We start from the raw sequence: 17,104 nt of genomic DNA on the forward strand, positions 1-17,104 counted from the left end.
TTATAATTACATGGTCATGCCGATGTCGATTCCTTTGATCTTTCGGTAGAGATCAGTGGCATAATTATCGGTCATTCCCGAAACAAAATCGATCACTCCCAATACCTTCTGGTATTCTGTTCCACTATCATATAAAAACTGGTTAGGAAGAAGTTTTAAAGCCATTTTATCATATGATTTTCTTTCTTCTTTTGATTTTAAAACGGAAGGAATGAAATGATCCAACAATTCGTACATAACATTATACCCTGCGTTTTCAATTTCTACAACAGCTTTATGGTTGTATATCTTTTCGATCGAGAAGCTTTCGATATCCTGCAATGTTTTATTATTGGATTTATAAATATCCAGCAATGCTTTATCCAGGTTCCCACGGAGAATATCTTCAAAGTTCTCTTTATAGGTTTCAATTGATTTATTGATCAGGGCATTAATAACTTTTGCCCGCAGATAAGAGATCCTTTCATTGTCATTCGAAATAGAAGCCAACTTCTGTTCTACTCTTCTGACATCCTGATTCTCAGATTTAATCAGTTCAAAGAATAGGTTTTCACAATCCGAGGTAGAGACAATCCCCAGACGATGGGCATCCTCCATATCAATAATGTTATAGCAAATATCATCTGCAGCTTCCACAAGCCATACAAAAGGGTGTCTTTTAAAAATATGCGGCTCGTTGCTTTCGCAGATCAGGTTTGTTTTTTCTGCGATTTCCAAAAAAGTTTCCTTTTCATTCTGGAAAAAACCGAATTTTTTCCGATGGATGATTCCTTTTTGTCTTGCAATTGCCTCACAAGGGTACTTGGCAATACTTGCCAGGGTAGTTAGAGTAAGCTGAACTCCTCCTTCATCCTTGCCTTGCTGCTGATGAGCCAAAACCCTGATCGCATTGGCATTTCCCTCAAAATTCACCAGATCCGCCCATTCTTTTTCAGAAAATTTTGGTTTCAGATCTTTTTCATTTCTTTCAAAGTAGCTGGCAATAGCATCTTCTCCGGAATGTCCGAATGCCGGATTTCCCACATCATGACATAAACATGCTGCTGCTATTACATTACCTAAATTGTGCAGATAAAAATTCTTAGACTCTTCTGAAAGATCATGACTGAAACTTTCAGAAATAAACTCTCCTATGATACTCCCCAAACTTCTTCCAACTGATGAAACTTCTAATGAGTGGGTGAGACGGTTATGAACAAAGACACTTCCCGGAAGTGGAAATACCTGTGTTTTATTTTGTAATCTCCTAAAGGCTGCCGAAAAGATAATTCTATCAAAATCCCTCTGAAAATCTGTTCTGGACGCTATAGTATGTGGATTATTTCCCGTACGTTGATTGGTGAAAATCTGATTTAAATTCATCATTTTTCAAAATTACTTCAAATTTTACTTTTACGGAATACTATTTGAATTTTTATAGAAAATTAAAGCTATGCCAGAAGGTCCGTCTATACTCATTATGAAAGAGAATCTCCAGGGATTTACAGGAAAAAAAGTTACCAAAGCCTGGGGAAATGCTCAATTTGAAAAAGAGCCACTTGTAGGAAAAACTCTTCTTGAAATAAGAACTTTCGGAAAGCAAACCTATCTTGTTTTTGATACAGTAAGTGTGCGTATTCATTTGTTGATGTTCGGTTCTTATGAAATTAACGAACAAACAAAGCCGGACAAAAGCTTACGTTTAGCGTTAGCCTTCAAAACGGGAAGCATGTATTTTTATACCTGTTCTGTAAAAATGGTGGATTCAGAATTCCTGTCCACCATAGATTGGGAAGCCGATGTTATGAGTGACCAATGGGATCCTAAGAAAGCAGAAAAGAAACTAAAAGCGAATCCACAAATGATGGTTTGTGATGCTTTGATGAATCAGGATATTTTTTCAGGAGTCGGGAATATTATCAAAAACGAAGTTCTTTTCAGAATCGGAGTTCAGCCTGAAAGCCTTATCGGAAACCTTCCTCCCAGAAAACGTAAAGAACTTATTCATGAAGCCCGGAATTACAGTTTCGAATTTTTACAATGGAAAAAGGAATTCGTGCTGAAAAAGCAATGGCTGGTTCACACCAAAAGCACCTGTCCGAAGTGTGGACGTAAACTTATAAAAAAGCAAACTGGTCTAGGTAAGAGGCGTAGCTTCTATTGCGAAAAAGATCAAAAACTGTATTAACCCCAAAACTTTAATTTCGAAACTACAACAAAACCGACATTCTGTCTTCAAATAAAAGCCTTTTCCATTTGCGAAGTCCTAAAATAAATAATTAAAATTTTAGTGCATCTCATTTAACTTAGTGGGTAAATCATTATCCAACTCCCAACACAGCAAATTTTTTCACATTAAATATTGAATTGCCGCCAAAATAATGGTGGTCAGGTGAACTATTGTGCATTATCAAAACTTGTTAATTATTTAATTATGTCCATTCCAAAACAGATTTTTCAAACATTCAAGTCTAAAAAATTACCTTTAATTACTCAATGGCACATTTGGCGAATGAAGAGAAAAAATCCGGAATACCAATATCATTTCTATGATGATAACGATATCCAAAAATTCATCACGGAGGAATTTCCTCCCCAGTATATTGAAAATTACAATAAGCTAACCATTGGCGCGGCAAAAGCTGATTTTTTCAGATATGCTGTTTTATATAAAAAAGGAGGAATCTATCTTGATGTAGACAGTGCCATCACAAGACCTTTAAGGGATCTCATTAAAGATGATGATGATGCTGTAATAAGCAGAGAAAGACATGATGGCTTGTTTGTTCAATGGGCACTGATATTCAATAAAAATCACCCTTTCCTAAAAAAGACTCTGGACCTTATGCTGGACAATATCGAAACCCACCGATATCCCCACAATATCCATGCTACTACTGGCCCAACGGTTTATAGCGAAGCAATCAGCCAGAGTTTGAAAGAAAATTCAAATATCTCCTATAGATTATTTCCTGGAATTGAGTTCAGAGGTTATCTACAATTCAAATATAAGCTGGGAAAATTCTTCCTGTATGAAAAAAAAGCAGAACACTGGAAGCTAAAACAAACAACCCAGGATATCATTAAACAAAATCAGGTAACATTGCTTCTTGTCATCCATACTTTGATGGAATTTATCATTTAATTATTAACGGCATTCTATTTCACAAAAAATTAGTGATCATTTCATTGGAAATATTTTAAAATCACAAACATAAATTTTAATTTTGTGATCCGCCAATAACGGTTAAATACAAGAGTTTCCTATGATTAATATCAACGATTTTATTGATGAGTTTTTTGATTTCACCGCCAACACCCATCTTTTTCCCTGGGAAGTTATCAACCATCTGGATGATCTTCTGGCAGAAAAATTCAATCAACTGACTGATGAATATGAAATTTCGGGTAATATTGCTATTCACAAAACGGCTACAATAGAGCAAAATGTTATTTTCAAAGACAGGATCATCATCGGAGAAAACTCTTTTGTTGGAGCCAATGCATATCTCAGAGGTCCTGTTTTTGTAGGAAAAAATTCCAAAATCGGTCCCGGATGTGAAATCAAACAAAGCATCATATATAATGATACTGCCATTGCTCATTTTAATTATATAGGAAACAGCATTATCGGAAACCGGATTAATTTTGAAGCAGGTTCCATCTGTGCAAATCATTATAATGAAAGAAAAGATAAAGAGATTTCGGTTCTTTTTAATAATGAGATCATCAGAACCCAGACTTATAAGTTGGGCTCTCTCGTAGGTGATGATTCACGGATCGGAGCGAATGCCGTATTATCTCCTGGAACTATATTACCTAAAGAGAGTATTGTCAGAAGGCTGGAATTTATCGAACAGGTAAAGGCTGATCAGTAAAAATTAATTCTTTTCTTCTTAGTCTTTCTTTCACTACCCAAATCATTGCAAATAAAAGAAACTTTATAATCTGCAAAAGCGAAATTACATAACCCTATGTAAATGGTTTATTGAAATACCTATGACTTAACAGTAACCCATTCTGCTAGTGTGCCCCCATTTTAGAAAAAAGGTTAATCACAATTACTCCTATTACGATCAAGGCAATACCAATAATAGCAGGCAAATCAGGAACTTGCTTAAATGCTACCATTCCAATGATGGTAATGCATATAATTCCAACACCTGACCAGATCGCATACGTAATTCCTATCGGGACATGACGAAGTGTAAGACTCAGAAAATAAAAAGCCGCCGAATACCCTGCAATAGTAACAATGGAGGGTATAAGCTTCGAAAACTCCTCGGATTTCTTTAAAAACGTTGTGGCAATAATTTCAAAAACAATGGCAAGGATAAGAAAGAGATAACTGCGTCCCATTAAAAAATCTTTTAGTCACAAAAATAGCAAAAGTGACAGTCTTAATTCAGTTCAATTTTTGTCCATTATTAAATCTTCGTAATGATCTATTTTCTATACAGTTTGAAAAATAAATTTTATTAATATTTAATTTTTAATTTATCACTTTAAAGTGGCTTATCTCTTTTTCGATTTTCCGATAATATGCACTGCATTCCTTTTATCAATCTTTAAATACAGAACGGAAATCTTTTATCAAATTAATAATTTTTACGAATAACATAATAATAATACACATATTTTTTCAAAAATATATTAAATTAATGTAAACAAATAATCACAAAAACAACACCAAGCTAACACCTAAATACCTGATAAACATCACAATTATTCTATTTGGCATGTCATTTGAAAGCTGTAATATTGCAATTAGAAAATTAGCAAAGAAAGTATAATTAAAATTTTAAAAAAACAAAAATGGTAACCTACGCTTTTATCGCAACATGTATAGTAGTATTCGCTTCTTATTTTACAACAGTTAGAAGAGAAAGAAATTAATAAAAGAGTTATACTGCATTCAGTTTTACACTATTTATTAATTGTATTGTTTATGTTTGCCATCTGATTCTGTCAGATCGCCGCTCTTTTACTCAGTAAGAGTAAAAGAGCCCCAAACATAAACCCAATGATTCAAGAACTTACCTTTATAGAGAAATCAGTTTTCACTCAACTGAATCTAACAATTTCACATTTACACCCCGATTTAGAAAGCGAAGAATACCTAGGGTATAACTTCCGACTTAATCAATATCATATCAAATTCAGAAAGGCTAAGATAACTCCGATAAAAAGAGGCCAGTTTGTTACGCTGTGGAAAAGAAATCAACAGACCCAACAAACCGGACCTTTTACCATTTCCGATCCTTTTGATTTTTACATGATTTACACAGAACTCCAAGACAAGGCCGGTTTTTTCTTTTTTCCAAAACAAATTCTTGCAAGACAACATATAATAACATCCTCCGCCAAAGAAGGAAAACGCGGATTCAGAATATATCCGAACTGGGACATCCCGGTCAACAAACAGGCTGCAAAAACAAAAAGCTGGCAGGAAAAATTTTTCATTGACTTCTCAGAAACTGACCATATGGAAAGAATTCGGGAAATTTTATCTGTTTCACATCGCGCTTAATACACTTTGAAATATTTATCTTTGCACTTCAGTATATTTTGGTAAAACCCATCTTTAAATTATTCAAAGGCATGAATCTGTACAACCTTATTATTCAAGACAAAGAAGAAGTTACCCTTAATGATGTATTTCTTGAAACCTCCAATAGGGAACAGTTTGTACAACTGATTAAAGAACATACATACATCAAAGAACTCCAGGAATATGGACTTCCTGTTAATAATAAAATTTTACTGCAGGGAAGTTCAGGGTGCGGAAAGACAATGACAGCAAAAGCTATTGCTAATGCATTGGGTAAAAATATCATTGTGCTCAATCTCAGTAACATTGTATCCTCCAGGATAGGAGAAACTTCGCAGAACATAAAAATGATCTTTGATAAAGCAGGGCGCGAAAGATCGGTTCTTTTTCTGGATGAACTTGATCAGATCGGAAAAGCCAGAGGTAGTGATGATAAGGATGTAGGGGAAATGAGAAGACTTGTTAATACCCTACTCCAGCTTATTGATTATTACCCGGAAAATTCTTTATTGCTTTGTGCAACCAACCATCCGGAAATTATTGACACCGCATTATTACGACGTTTCCAATTGAAAATCAATTACGAAATGCCTTCCAAAGAATTTTTAGATCAGTTTTATGACAGCCTCTTAGCACGGTTTCCAGAGGATATTAAGGATATTAAGCGCCAATACAACATTTCCTTTGCCGAAGCTAAAGATTATGCATTTACTATTGTTAAAGGAAACCTTATTAAAAAGCTGGAAGCACAGAGAGAATCCGCCAAAATATAAAGACTCATCATATCAGTTTTTTATCGCCTCTATTTTTTTGATATCTGTAAAACCACTGTACAGCTATAGTTTTGAATTATATATTATTCAAAACATATAACTCTATAATAATTCACATACATTCGGCATATTTATTGATGATAATCCACTAATAACCAAACATATATACACATGATAAAAAAACTACCCTCTATTTGCTTATTAATAGCAGCATTATTCCTATTTTCCTGTGAAAAAGGTAATAATAGTTACCACGGCAATGAAAGCCAAAATGCAATTGAAATAACCTCAATTATCACATTTAGCATTATGGCGATAGCGCTTCTGATAGCGTATACATCAACAAGAAGGAAACATTAGAAAATGTAAACAAAAACCCACTCAAAAGATGAGTGGGTTTTATATTTATTGGTTAGAACTTTCTATTACATATAAGCTTCAATAGGCTCACAAGTACAAACCAGATTTCTATCTCCATAAGCTTCATCCACCCTTGAAACAGAAGCAAAGAACTTATGATCTCTTACCCAGTCAAGAGGATAAGCTGCTTTCTCTCTGCTATATGGTTTATCCCATGAATCAGAGATAACAAGCTGCTCTGTGTGAGGAGCGTTTTTCAACACGTTATTAGCCGGATCAGCTTCTCCGTTGGCAATCTCATCGATTTCTTTTTTGATAGCAATTAAAGCTTCTGCAAAACGGTCAATTTCAGATTTACTTTCAGATTCAGTAGGCTCAATCATCAATGTTCCTGCAACAGGGAAAGATACGGTAGGAGCATGGAAACCATAATCCATTAATCTTTTAGCTACATCAGCCACCTCAATTCCCAAAGTTTTAAACTGACGGAAATCTACGATACATTCGTGAGCTACTTTTCCATTTTTGTTTGAATATAAAATAGGGAAATGCTCTGCTAAAATCTCTTTCAGATAGTTAGCATTCAGAATAGCATGCTCAGTAGCTTTTTTCAATCCTGAAGCTCCAAGCATCTTAATGTATGCATAAGAAATATTAAGGATCAATCCTGAACCGTAAGGAGCTGCAGAGATTCCTTCAATAGCTTCTTTAGTTCCCACTTTAATGTTGGCATTGGTAGGCAAGAAAGGCACCAAATGTTTTGCAACACAGATTGGTCCTACTCCAGGTCCTCCACCTCCATGTGGAATAGCAAAAGTTTTGTGAAGATTCAAGTGGCATACATCCGCTCCGATGTTTCCAGGACTTGTATATCCTACCTGAGCGTTCATATTGGCACCATCCATATATACTTGTCCGCCATGCTGGTGGATAAGATTGGTAATTTCAATAATGTTGGCATCAAAGAATCCGTATGTAGACGGATATGTAATCATTACACATGACAGGTTTTCAGAATGCTGTTCTGTTTTAGCTTTTAAATCATCGAAATCAATCTCCCCGCTTTCAAGGTTTTTAACCACTACGATCTTCATTCCCGCCATTGCCGCAGAGGCCGGATTTGTTCCGTGTGCAGACTGAGGGATCAATACTACATTTCTATGACCTTCTCCTCTGGAAATATGATATTCTCTGATGACCATCAATCCTGCATATTCTCCCTGCGCACCAGAATTTGGCTGAAGTGAAGTTCCTGCAAAACCGGTAATTTTAGCCAGATCTTTTTCTAATTCACGGATCATTTCCTGATACCCTCCTGCCTGATCTACCGGTACAAATGGGTGAATACTTCCCCAGTTATCCCACGAAAGCGGAAGCATTTCAGTTGCAGCATTCAGTTTCATTGTACAAGAACCCAGTGAAATCATTGAATGTGTTAATGATAAATCTTTTCTTTCCAGACGTTTGATGTAACGCATCAACTCTGTTTCTGTATGATATTTATTGAATACTTCTTCCGTAAGAATCTCATCTTTTCTCAAATTCTCTTCAGGAATACTGTATCCTTCTTTTATTTCAAGTTTGAACGTCTGCTTATCTTTGAATTGCGCGAAAGAAGCCATCAGAACATTTAGTTTTTCCAATGTTGTACTTTCATTGATAGCAATACTTACAACTCCTTCTGTGAAATAGTTCAGATTAAGCTTATGATCAAGCATCATTCTTGACAATCTTCCTTTTTCATCTTCACTCATCTCAATTTTTACCGTATCAAAGATAGGCTCCTCAACAGTCTGATATCCTAAAGCTTTTAAACCTCCTTTCAGAGCATTGGCTTTAAAATGAATCTGGTCAGCAATATAATTCAATCCTTTAGGACCATGATATACGGCATACATTCCAGCCATTACTGCTAAAAGTACCTGAGCTGTACAGATATTGGAAGTTGCTCTTTCTCTTTTAATATGTTGTTCTCTCGTCTGTAAAGCCATTCTTAAGGCACGCTTTCCATACATATCCTGAGAAACTCCGATGATTCTTCCCGGAATATCTCTTTTATAATCTTCTCTACAAGAGAAGAATGCTGCGTGAGGTCCTCCGTAGCCTAATGGAATACCAAATCTCTGAGTAGTCCCTACGGCACAGTCAGCTCCCATTGAAGCCGGTGATTTCAACTTAACCAAAGCCATTGGATCACAAGCCACAGCAACCTGAAGGTCTAATTTCTTGTATTCTACAATGTCCTCTGTATAATCCAGAACAATCCCGTTTTTACCAGGATATTGCAATAGAACTCCATAATAGGATCCATCTAACTGGTGGGTTTTATGGTCACCTTCTACGATTTCTATACCAAGTCCTTCTGCCTTTGTCTTTAAAACGGAAACCGTTTGAGGCAAAACAAGATCAGAAACAAAAAACTTATTTGCATCGACTTTTTTCTGGTCCTTTGTTCTGTTATTAAAGAACATATGCATTGCTTCTGCAGCAGCAGTAGATTCATCCAGCAATGAAGCATTTGCCAAAGCAAAACCTGTAAGATCACACACAACAGTCTGGAAATTCAAAAGAGCTTCCAATCTCCCCTGAGCGATTTCCGCCTGGTAAGGTGTGTAAGCTGTATACCAGCTTGGGTTTTCAAAAATATTTCTTTGAATAGCCGATGGTAAAAGCGTATTGTGATATCCAAAACCGATATAACTTGTATAATCAGTATTTTTTGAGGCCAATTCTTTTGAATGAATAAGCATCTGATATTCTGAAAGCGGTTCGGAAATATCAAGGTCTTTTTCTAAACGGATAGAAGAAGGGATGGTTTGAGAAATTAACTCTTCGATACTTGAAACGCCGACTCTTTCTAACATCGCCTGCTTATCGGCTTCATTAATAGAAATGTGACGGCTCACAAACTGTTCTGTATTCATTTTTTTTATTAGATTTTGTTTGTAAAAAAGATGGGTAAAATTACAATTTTTTAAGGGATTCTACAATAGTCAAAAATTACTGACAGATATTGATAATTACTATTATTCCATAAACGTGTGTTTAAAAAAACAAGGGCACGAATACAAAAAATACAAGAAAAATTTCACGCCATTTTTTCTAATTTTTATTTCATAATTCTAATAAAATACGGAATACTTAATGGGTAAAACTCCTTTTCATAGAATATTTATACTTTTCATTTTTACAAGGACTAAAATTTTCAACAAATACCCACAGAAAATAATTTTGTAGTTTCATCCGAAAATTTAGAAATACAAGTCCGACAAGAAGGTAAGCCTACACCAATCAATATCATTCAGCTCCTATGAATACATAAACTACACAATTTAAAAAATCAAAAACACAACACAATGACGAAAAAAAAACACAAAAGGCTGATGGTCTCATTTATCTTTATATCCCTATTCAACGTAAAAGGCCAGGTAAAAATAATAACCCGGCAGTCAGGAGGATCATCTCCTGAAAATTCCGGTGATACATGGTCTGCCTATGTTAAAGGCTTTATTCAAACCGATGCCATGCTCGATTTTCAGGAAATGGGATTTAAAGACGGATTCATAGCTCCTTCTATAGCAATACCCCAAAACAATTCGGTAAACAGTAACTTCAGCATTAAACAATCGCAAATAGGCTTTGGAATAAAACAGATGGATGAAAATGGAAATTCGGATCTGTCGGCTTACACAGAAATCGATTTCCTGGGTCCCAACGGAGCTACTGCCCCAAGGTTTCGCCAGGGCTATATCAAATGGAAGAAATTATTGATCGGACAAACCTGGAGTAACTTCAGTGATTTTGATATTTTCCCCAATATTTTTGATTTTGTAGGGCCTAACGGAACCATGTTCATCAGAACGGTTCAGATCCGCTATTCAACACCTTTATCGAAAAAAGAAAGTCTTTCCCTTTCTCTGGAAGATCCTGATGCGGCGAGCATATTTCTTCCTAATAACGCTCCGAACTGGAAGAAGAAATCTATCCTTCCCATCTTCACAGCTGTATACAGATATGGCAATACAAGGGACTACTGTAAGCTGGGAACAATGGTTTCACCCATAAGCTATGAAATAAAAAATGATGAACAAAAGCACACGGATGCCAATACAATTCTCGGATACAGCGGAATGGTTTCTGCCCGGCTTTATAGTGGGACATTAAGTAATTTCAGATTCCAGTCTTCATACGGAAAAGGATATTCCAGCTATAATGTAGTTTTAAACGGTGAAAAATATGATGCGATCCCTGATATGGCCAACAACAGGCTGGTGGCTTTGAATTTATTCAATATTGTAGGCATCTATGAACATTGGTGGAATCCAAAACTGAGTTCGGTCATTTATTACAGCTTCTCTCAATTGGGAAGGAAGGATTTTGTTCCGGATACGATGATCCATAATTTTCAGAATTCAGGAATTAACCTGGCCTTTCAACCGCGTAAGAAACTAAGAATGGGTATCGAAGGAACTTACGGAATGCTGAAAAACTTTGGCCGGCAAAAAGCAAATATATTCCGGATCCAGCTTTCATCTTCTCTATCTTTTTAAAAAACACTGTTAAAAAGGGGTAATCATAAAGATTTCAACAAACTGATTTTCAGTGATGAAATTATTTATGAAAATTTATTAATTATATTTATTCTAAATTAATATATTTGCAATATGAATATGATTACCCCTTTTAAAGTACCGCCCTTAAGCCCTGTATATTCTTTTAATAATGAAGATATGTATTGCGAAAAAAAATCCTGTTGCAAGAAATTCAAAAAAGGAAAAAGATGTAAAAAGTGTCCGGGAAGGAAAAAAATGGCTTAATCTAGCTAAAACTTTTTATCAGAAAATAAACGGCTAAAACCAAAAGTATAACCGCCGCAATAATCTGAATAACTTTCGGCTGTCCCTTAGGATTCACGGCTGTCCGTGGCTGACTCTTAAACAGATCTTCGGCACCACTTCTAAATTTCTCCGTGTTACTTTCAAACACTTCCGTAATCGTAATTCCCTGCACCACCGTTTTGTGTAATAATGAATTGGTTGCGTGCAGCAAAAGCTGGAATTTACCATCTTTAAATTCCGTAATCTTAAATGTCCTTTCCCCATAAGCCTTTTCCAGTCCAAACGGAAGAACCTTTACCACATCAGCATTACTTGTCTGCCAGTTGATAATGATCTCTTCTCCTTTTTTAGCATGAATTTTATTAGAGGTAAACGTTTTAATCGCCGGTGGAACATTATACCTGAAACTCTTCTGATGACTCTCCAAATTCTGATCATAAGCCCGTCTTCTTGAAGAATCGCTGAGCGTTTCGTAGGCTTCCTGAATTTCACGGAACCGGTCTGCAAAAAAATCATCGTTTTCATTCTTATCCGGATGATATTTTAATGATAATTTTCTATAAGCCTTTTTGATGTCTTCTTCTGAAGCATCCTGAGAAATACCGAGAAAATAGTAGTAATCTTTCATGTAGAACTCTACAAAAGTAAGAATTTATTTTTCTAAATGCCCTTAAACATATACGATTTTTGTCATTGTAAACTAAGGGATTATTTCTTTATCCTCACTTTCAAGATACTCTGGGCACGTCTCAAAGCTCAGGTTGGTTTAAAAGATGATGGAAAATAAAAGACTTCTGTTATCTTCCAATCTGCAGAGACGAAATCTCCTGCTTTGCCAATCCGTATATTCAAAATTTCATTAAAAAATTACGGCGCGGGAAGCTTTGCTTCCCGCGCCGTAATTAAACAATTTCAATTGAGTAATGATGATTAAGCTTTCGCTGCTTCATGTCTTCTGTGGCATCTGGATTTAAATTCTTTTTTGAATTTTCCTTTTAATTCCTCATACTGCTCATTATTCATTTCTCTGATTTTATCTGCAAGCCCGAAAGGTGATCTTTCTTTGATTCCGTATTCATCAAAAATACCTCTGATAAATCTTTTTCTTTCTGCCATTTTTTTGACTGCTAATGCTACGCCTACTACAGCTAATGCTCCAAGAGCACCTTTTAATACTGAATTTTTCATTTTTTCAAAATTTTAAATTTTACTACTTCTTGTTTTTTATAGAGACGAATGAATTTTAATTTTACTTTACTACTTCTTTAAAAATTTCAAACTATTCGTTATTTCTGTTATGTCTGTTAAAGAATCCGTTTTCGCATTTGCTTCTCCAGACTTCTTTAAATTTTTCACGTTCTTCGGGAGACAAATGTTGCATTCTTTCTCTCATCTTTCTTTCTTTAAAGTCCCGCATTCCTTTTCCGAAATGGAAACCTCCGAAAAGAATTTTACTTAATATCAGTATCCCCATCGCCTGCCAGTAGCTAATTGATTTTACTCCTAAAATTTCAGGCAAAAGGCAGTTCCAAAGCGACATTACAATCCATGTAACGGCTAAGAGAATTAATGGTGGACATAGAATTAAAAAAATCCAGCCTTTTTTGTGTTTATGATTCATAATATCTTCTTTCTAACTATTTAAATCTTCGTATAATTTTCTTAATCTGTTTCTTAAATGCTTTACTGCATAGTTCTTTCTGCTGATGATGGTTTTTATATTTTCCCCTTGTTCATCCGCGATTTGCTGGAGGGTCTTGTCATTCAGCTCGTTTTCCGTATATACCAATCTTTGTTTCTCCGGAAGCTCTTCTAAAGCTTCGAATAATTTCTTCCAGATTTCATCCTGAAACATTTTCACTTCCGGACCGGCACTTTCATCCATCAATAGAATATCCTTGATGGAGAAGTCGCCATCTTCATCTTCGTATACAAAATCTTCAAGATTCTCGGTTTTCTTTTTACGGTAACGGTCGGTAATTTTATTGGCAGTCACCCTGTACAGCCATCCACCAACGTTTACAATCTCAGACAGATTGGTAATACTGCTGAACTGATACCAGACTTCCTGCAGAATATCTTCTGCATCTTCTGTATTTTTCACTTTCGGACGAATGAAAGACATCAGTTTTCCTCCGTAGCTCGAAACGGTTTGTGAGATGATACTTTCTTTCTCTTTCTGTGGCATTGTTATTTTTTCGACAACCTCCATACTCACATGACGATCATCTGTTTTGTTTTACTTTAATAAATTTAAAATATTTTTTATCAAATATTCACTTTTCTTTTGCTAATCATATTTTGACTCATAGATCTTAATAAGCATGGTCCATTTTACACTTCTATACTTTTTATCCTGAAAAAAGAAAAGGACGGAGCTAAAATATACTCCGTCCTCTTATAAAAGTTTATCTATGTTGTAATTATTTATTAAAATTCTCAGCAAAAAATCCCAGCATATACTTGTATAGTTCCAATCTGTTGGGTTCTTTTCCAAAGCCATGTCCTTCATCATATTTTACCAGGTAAGGAATTTCATATCCTTTTGCACGAAGTGCTTTCACGATCTGATCGGATTCATTGATATTTACTCTTGGATCATTCGCTCCCTGAACTACAAAAAGAGGCTTTTTAATTTTATCAATCTGAAAAACGGGAGATACTTCTTTTGCAATTTTTGCTTCCTCCGGATTGTCCAGATCATACCATATCTGTTTTACCATTTCTTTATAAGGCTTCCAATACTCCGGAAATGAGTCAAAGAATGTAAAGATGTTTGAAACCCCAACATAATCCACTCCGCAGGTATACAGATCGGGTGTTTTTATCAATCCCATCAAAGTAGCGTATCCTCCGTGGCTTCCTCCGTAGATGGCTATTTTATCTTTATCTGCCCATCCCTGCTCTATGACATATTTTACTCCATCTTCTACATCATCCATTGCTTTTCTGCCGATTTGCTTATAGCCTGCTTTCTGAAATCCTTTTCCATAACCACCCGAAATCCTGAAATTAACCTGTAAAGTAGCATACCCGCGGCTCGCGAAAAGCTGTGTTTCAGGATTGAAGCCCCATTCATCACGGATTCCCTGCGGACCTCCATGAGGATTCACAATTAAAGGAACCTTTTTTCCTTCTATGGCAGCTTTCGGCAGTGTTATATATCCGTGAATCGTCAGTCCATCTCTGCTTTTAAACTGTATAGGACGCATTTCAGCCATATCTTCCTGCTTCAGCTGAGGCATAAGATCATAAAGAAGGGTTGTCTTTTTCGTTTTTGGATCATATTCATAATAGGTCCCGTACAATTTATCACTGCTCACAATAACCAAAAGTTTGTTATCATTATCATCTGAGGAAACGACATAAAACTGTTTATCTCCAAATTCTGATGTCAATTGAGCATGAACATCTTTATAAAATGCACTCACGGGAATCGTTTCATTTTTATCTCCGGTATAGCTGATGTAATCCAGCTCATAATTCCTGTTCTTACCTGCAATGCTTATTGAGCTTACATCAAAAACAGGGTTAGAATAAACTTCTTTTATTACGGAATTTTTTTTCAGGTCATACAATACGATTTTTGCCTTATCACTATCCAGGTTAGAAACAACATAAGCATCATCTTTATTTTCTGAATGGTCATTAAATCCAATAATAGTAAAAGTATCGGACCAGTCGGTTTTCTTGATCAGATTAAACTTGCCGGTCTGTGTGTCCTTATAATAAGTATGGGTAGTCAAACCGTTAACCAGAATTGTATAGCCTCTTAAATTACCTTCTTTATCAAAGATATAATCATCTATAGGGTTCTTAGGATCTTTATTTTCATACAGCTGAACCATATCTCCTGTCACGAAATTAATCTTATAAGGTTCAAAGATCTGTTTGTTGTTTTTATTCATGGTAACTACCACGAAATCCGTATCTTTTATTAATTTAACCATACCTAGTGTTACTCCTTCAAAAGGGGTAAGGTCTTTCAGATTACCTCCATCAAGATCTGCAGCATACAAATGAATATTTTCATTTCCTCCTTTATCCTGGGTAAAGAACAGTCGGTTTTTATTCAGCCATCCATAGCTCTTGATCAGATCTTCCTTCTCCTCAATAGCTTTCGTAACTTTTCCTGTTTTTAAGTTCTTTACATAAACATGATTCTTGCTATCCTTGTCTTTTTCTTTATAGGATAGAAAATTGCCATTGGGAGAAATTTTAAATTGTGACGCTTTTGGCCTTGCAAAATAATCCTCTACTTTGTACTTAAATGTTCCTTTATCATAGGAGATAAGCTTATCAAGGTTCGCTTTGGCAGTTGGCAGGGTGGCATCACCCGGTAATTTGGCAGTTGTGTTTTGTGCATTGATCATAATTGTAGACATCGCAACCTGAACGGTTATTATAATTTTGGTTTTCAGTTTCATGACTTGGATTGATTTGAATTAAAAACATTAGCAAAAAAAGATGCTCTATAAATTAGACGTTTATATAACGCAAATGTTACATTTTTTCTCTCTTTTATGTGAAAAAAATAACGAAGACTGACTTATCTCCGTTATTTTTTGTAATTACACTATATTTTTAATTTAAATAAATTCCAAAATACCATGTCCAGGCAATCAGTATGATCTGCATGGGAAGCCTTTTTTTGTATAAATAAGACATTCCCGGCCCCGTATAATCACCTTTGAAAAGATTAACTTTTTTTCTTGAGGAATTAATATTGGCAATAAAAACCAATACATAAAATATAATCAGCAAAATTGCCGTAGTTTCTCGTAACGCTGGTATCATCAAACCGATGCCGGCAGCAATTTCAATAATTCCCGTAGCGTATACCCAAAACATTTTAGCAGGTATAAAATCAGGAATCATCATTGCCATTCCCTTTTGGAATTTGAAATGAGCAAAGCCGGTAAACAGGATAAAAACAGCCATTCCCAGATTTCCGGAAAAAAGAAAGTTCCATTGTCCCTGAAGCAGCTTTGTCCCGACCAAAGCTATAATAAACGTAACGAAAAGAATAGATAATAGTTTCATTTTTTTAAGGTACTACAGATTCAAAATTTATTTCTGTATAGTTACATAAAAATAAAACAAAAATCCTCTATATTCATCCTACCTGTTTGGGGAAACTATTTAATTCATAATTAATTTTTCTCTGCAAGATTTTTTACAACTTCCAGTCCTTTTGTAAAACCCATATTTAAATGGTCTTTCCAGCTTTTCTCAACCTGGACTTCCGCATGGAGTTTGGTTTTTCCATCAAAATCAATAAGGATGTATTTTTCAAAGGAGCCACTCCATTCTTTTACTTCCTTACTCTCTGTATCTTCCACTCCATCTTTCACCATGCCCAGATGTTTAAATATAACCTCATGCGGCTCATTAAGACTATCAATGGTAGATACCATTCCCTCATTATTAGGATCCAGGAAATACGTTTTTCCACCGACTTTCCAGTCAGATTTCATGTGAGATCCCGGACTGAAAAACTGAGTCCATTCAGTGTAGGTTTCTTTTCCCCATAAAATATCCCAGACCTTTTGTAAGGGAGCATTAATAACGATTTCGTATGATAAAGTTTCCATATTATATTT

16 protein-coding genes are annotated in these 17,104 nt (G+C 35.4%); 6 read left to right on the top strand and 10 right to left on the bottom strand.

Features of this window, described 5'->3' with window-relative positions:
- Positions 1 to 6: 6 nt before the first annotated feature.
- Positions 7 to 1,362 carry a deoxyguanosinetriphosphate triphosphohydrolase gene (locus G9C87_RS05060; RefSeq protein ID WP_172279687.1) on the bottom strand — a complete coding sequence of 452 codons (1,356 nt, stop codon included), beginning with the start codon at positions 1,360 to 1,362 and terminating at the stop codon, positions 7 to 9.
- Positions 1,363 to 1,432: 70 nt separating this feature from the next.
- Between G9C87_RS05060 and G9C87_RS05065 the strand changes: the two genes are divergently transcribed.
- From G9C87_RS05065 to G9C87_RS05075, 3 genes are all read left to right on the top strand, one after another.
- Entirely contained in the window at positions 1,433 to 2,167 is a 735-nt protein-coding gene (locus G9C87_RS05065; protein ID WP_172278788.1) for a DNA-formamidopyrimidine glycosylase family protein, read from the top strand.
- 246 nt (positions 2,168 to 2,413) lie between these two features.
- Positions 2,414 to 3,124 (top strand): glycosyltransferase family 32 protein, encoded by a 711-nt coding sequence (locus G9C87_RS05070; protein ID WP_172278790.1) that lies wholly within the window; start codon positions 2,414 to 2,416, stop codon positions 3,122 to 3,124.
- Between the two features lie 121 nt (positions 3,125 to 3,245).
- Entirely contained in the window at positions 3,246 to 3,857 is a 612-nt protein-coding gene (locus tag G9C87_RS05075; RefSeq protein ID WP_172278792.1) for a DapH/DapD/GlmU-related protein, read from the top strand.
- Between the two features lie 145 nt (positions 3,858 to 4,002).
- Here G9C87_RS05075 and G9C87_RS05080 read toward each other — a convergent pair whose 3' ends face one another.
- Positions 4,003 to 4,338, bottom strand: a complete 336-nt coding sequence (locus G9C87_RS05080; protein WP_172278794.1) for a DMT family transporter — start codon at positions 4,336 to 4,338, stop codon at positions 4,003 to 4,005.
- Positions 4,339 to 5,002: 664 nt separating this feature from the next.
- Between G9C87_RS05080 and G9C87_RS05085 the strand changes: the two genes are divergently transcribed.
- Positions 5,003 to 5,509: a MepB family protein gene (locus tag G9C87_RS05085; RefSeq protein ID WP_172278796.1), complete on the top strand. Its 507-nt coding sequence runs from the start codon at positions 5,003 to 5,005 to the stop codon at positions 5,507 to 5,509.
- Positions 5,510 to 5,580: 71 nt separating this feature from the next.
- The gene (locus G9C87_RS05090) at positions 5,581 to 6,303 is read left to right on the top strand and encodes an AAA family ATPase (RefSeq protein ID WP_172278798.1); all 723 of its coding nucleotides are present in this window, start codon (positions 5,581 to 5,583) and stop codon (positions 6,301 to 6,303) included.
- A 425-nt stretch (positions 6,304 to 6,728) separates the two neighbouring features.
- Here the strand turns inward: G9C87_RS05090 and gcvP are convergent, their stop codons facing one another.
- Positions 6,729 to 9,587, bottom strand: a complete 2,859-nt coding sequence (gene gcvP / locus G9C87_RS05095; RefSeq protein ID WP_172278800.1) for an aminomethyl-transferring glycine dehydrogenase — start codon at positions 9,585 to 9,587, stop codon at positions 6,729 to 6,731.
- Positions 9,588 to 10,019: 432 nt separating this feature from the next.
- Between gcvP and G9C87_RS05100 the strand changes: the two genes are divergently transcribed.
- Positions 10,020 to 11,213: a DcaP family trimeric outer membrane transporter gene (locus tag G9C87_RS05100; RefSeq protein ID WP_172278802.1), complete on the top strand. Its 1,194-nt coding sequence runs from the start codon at positions 10,020 to 10,022 to the stop codon at positions 11,211 to 11,213.
- Between the two features lie 268 nt (positions 11,214 to 11,481).
- On the opposite strand, the gene G9C87_RS05105 is transcribed toward G9C87_RS05100, so the two are convergent.
- The 7 genes from G9C87_RS05105 to G9C87_RS05135 all read right to left on the bottom strand — a co-directional run bounded on the left by G9C87_RS05105 (position 11,482) and on the right by G9C87_RS05135 (position 17,095).
- Entirely contained in the window at positions 11,482 to 12,129 is a 648-nt protein-coding gene (locus G9C87_RS05105; protein ID WP_172278804.1) for a J domain-containing protein, read from the bottom strand.
- A 302-nt stretch (positions 12,130 to 12,431) separates the two neighbouring features.
- Positions 12,432 to 12,689 carry a hypothetical protein gene (locus tag G9C87_RS05110; protein WP_172278806.1) on the bottom strand — a complete coding sequence of 86 codons (258 nt, stop codon included), beginning with the start codon at positions 12,687 to 12,689 and terminating at the stop codon, positions 12,432 to 12,434.
- A 91-nt stretch (positions 12,690 to 12,780) separates the two neighbouring features.
- Positions 12,781 to 13,122, bottom strand: coding sequence for a hypothetical protein (locus G9C87_RS05115; protein ID WP_172278808.1), 342 nt, complete (start codon positions 13,120 to 13,122; stop codon positions 12,781 to 12,783).
- 12 nt (positions 13,123 to 13,134) lie between these two features.
- Positions 13,135 to 13,689, bottom strand: coding sequence for an RNA polymerase sigma factor (locus tag G9C87_RS05120; protein WP_228456954.1), 555 nt, complete (start codon positions 13,687 to 13,689; stop codon positions 13,135 to 13,137).
- A 235-nt stretch (positions 13,690 to 13,924) separates the two neighbouring features.
- Positions 13,925 to 15,928: an alpha/beta hydrolase family protein gene (locus G9C87_RS05125; protein WP_172278811.1), complete on the bottom strand. Its 2,004-nt coding sequence runs from the start codon at positions 15,926 to 15,928 to the stop codon at positions 13,925 to 13,927.
- Positions 15,929 to 16,085: 157 nt separating this feature from the next.
- Positions 16,086 to 16,544, bottom strand: coding sequence for a hypothetical protein (locus tag G9C87_RS05130; protein WP_172278813.1), 459 nt, complete (start codon positions 16,542 to 16,544; stop codon positions 16,086 to 16,088).
- 110 nt (positions 16,545 to 16,654) lie between these two features.
- On the bottom strand, positions 16,655 to 17,095 hold the full coding sequence (locus tag G9C87_RS05135) for an SRPBCC family protein (RefSeq protein ID WP_172278815.1): 441 nt from the start codon (positions 17,093 to 17,095) through the stop codon (positions 16,655 to 16,657).
- Between the last annotated feature and the right edge of the window lie 9 nt (positions 17,096 to 17,104).

The sequence above is a fragment of the Chryseobacterium sp. LAM-KRS1 genome, from assembly GCF_013184525.1.
Classification (GTDB): domain Bacteria; phylum Bacteroidota; class Bacteroidia; order Flavobacteriales; family Weeksellaceae; genus Chryseobacterium; species Chryseobacterium proteolyticum.

Excerpts from the sequence above, each read along its gene's own strand:
- G9C87_RS05060 (WP_172279687.1), bottom strand. The coding sequence starts at position 1,362 with ATGAATTTAAATCAGATTTTCACCAATCAACGTACGGGAAATAATCCA.
- G9C87_RS05065 (WP_172278788.1), top strand. The coding sequence starts at position 1,433 with ATGCCAGAAGGTCCGTCTATACTCATTATGAAAGAGAATCTCCAGGGA.
- G9C87_RS05070 (WP_172278790.1), top strand. The coding sequence starts at position 2,414 with ATGTCCATTCCAAAACAGATTTTTCAAACATTCAAGTCTAAAAAATTA.
- G9C87_RS05075 (WP_172278792.1), top strand. The coding sequence starts at position 3,246 with ATGATTAATATCAACGATTTTATTGATGAGTTTTTTGATTTCACCGCC.
- G9C87_RS05080 (WP_172278794.1), bottom strand. The coding sequence starts at position 4,338 with ATGGGACGCAGTTATCTCTTTCTTATCCTTGCCATTGTTTTTGAAATT.
- G9C87_RS05085 (WP_172278796.1), top strand. The coding sequence starts at position 5,003 with ATGATTCAAGAACTTACCTTTATAGAGAAATCAGTTTTCACTCAACTG.
- G9C87_RS05090 (WP_172278798.1), top strand. The coding sequence starts at position 5,581 with ATGAATCTGTACAACCTTATTATTCAAGACAAAGAAGAAGTTACCCTT.
- gcvP (WP_172278800.1), bottom strand. The coding sequence starts at position 9,587 with ATGAATACAGAACAGTTTGTGAGCCGTCACATTTCTATTAATGAAGCC.
- G9C87_RS05100 (WP_172278802.1), top strand. The coding sequence starts at position 10,020 with ATGACGAAAAAAAAACACAAAAGGCTGATGGTCTCATTTATCTTTATA.
- G9C87_RS05105 (WP_172278804.1), bottom strand. The coding sequence starts at position 12,129 with ATGAAAGATTACTACTATTTTCTCGGTATTTCTCAGGATGCTTCAGAA.
- G9C87_RS05110 (WP_172278806.1), bottom strand. The coding sequence starts at position 12,689 with ATGAAAAATTCAGTATTAAAAGGTGCTCTTGGAGCATTAGCTGTAGTA.
- G9C87_RS05115 (WP_172278808.1), bottom strand. The coding sequence starts at position 13,122 with ATGAATCATAAACACAAAAAAGGCTGGATTTTTTTAATTCTATGTCCA.
- G9C87_RS05120 (WP_228456954.1), bottom strand. The coding sequence starts at position 13,689 with ATGCCACAGAAAGAGAAAGAAAGTATCATCTCACAAACCGTTTCGAGC.
- G9C87_RS05125 (WP_172278811.1), bottom strand. The coding sequence starts at position 15,928 with ATGAAACTGAAAACCAAAATTATAATAACCGTTCAGGTTGCGATGTCT.
- G9C87_RS05130 (WP_172278813.1), bottom strand. The coding sequence starts at position 16,544 with ATGAAACTATTATCTATTCTTTTCGTTACGTTTATTATAGCTTTGGTC.
- G9C87_RS05135 (WP_172278815.1), bottom strand. The coding sequence starts at position 17,095 with ATGGAAACTTTATCATACGAAATCGTTATTAATGCTCCCTTACAAAAG.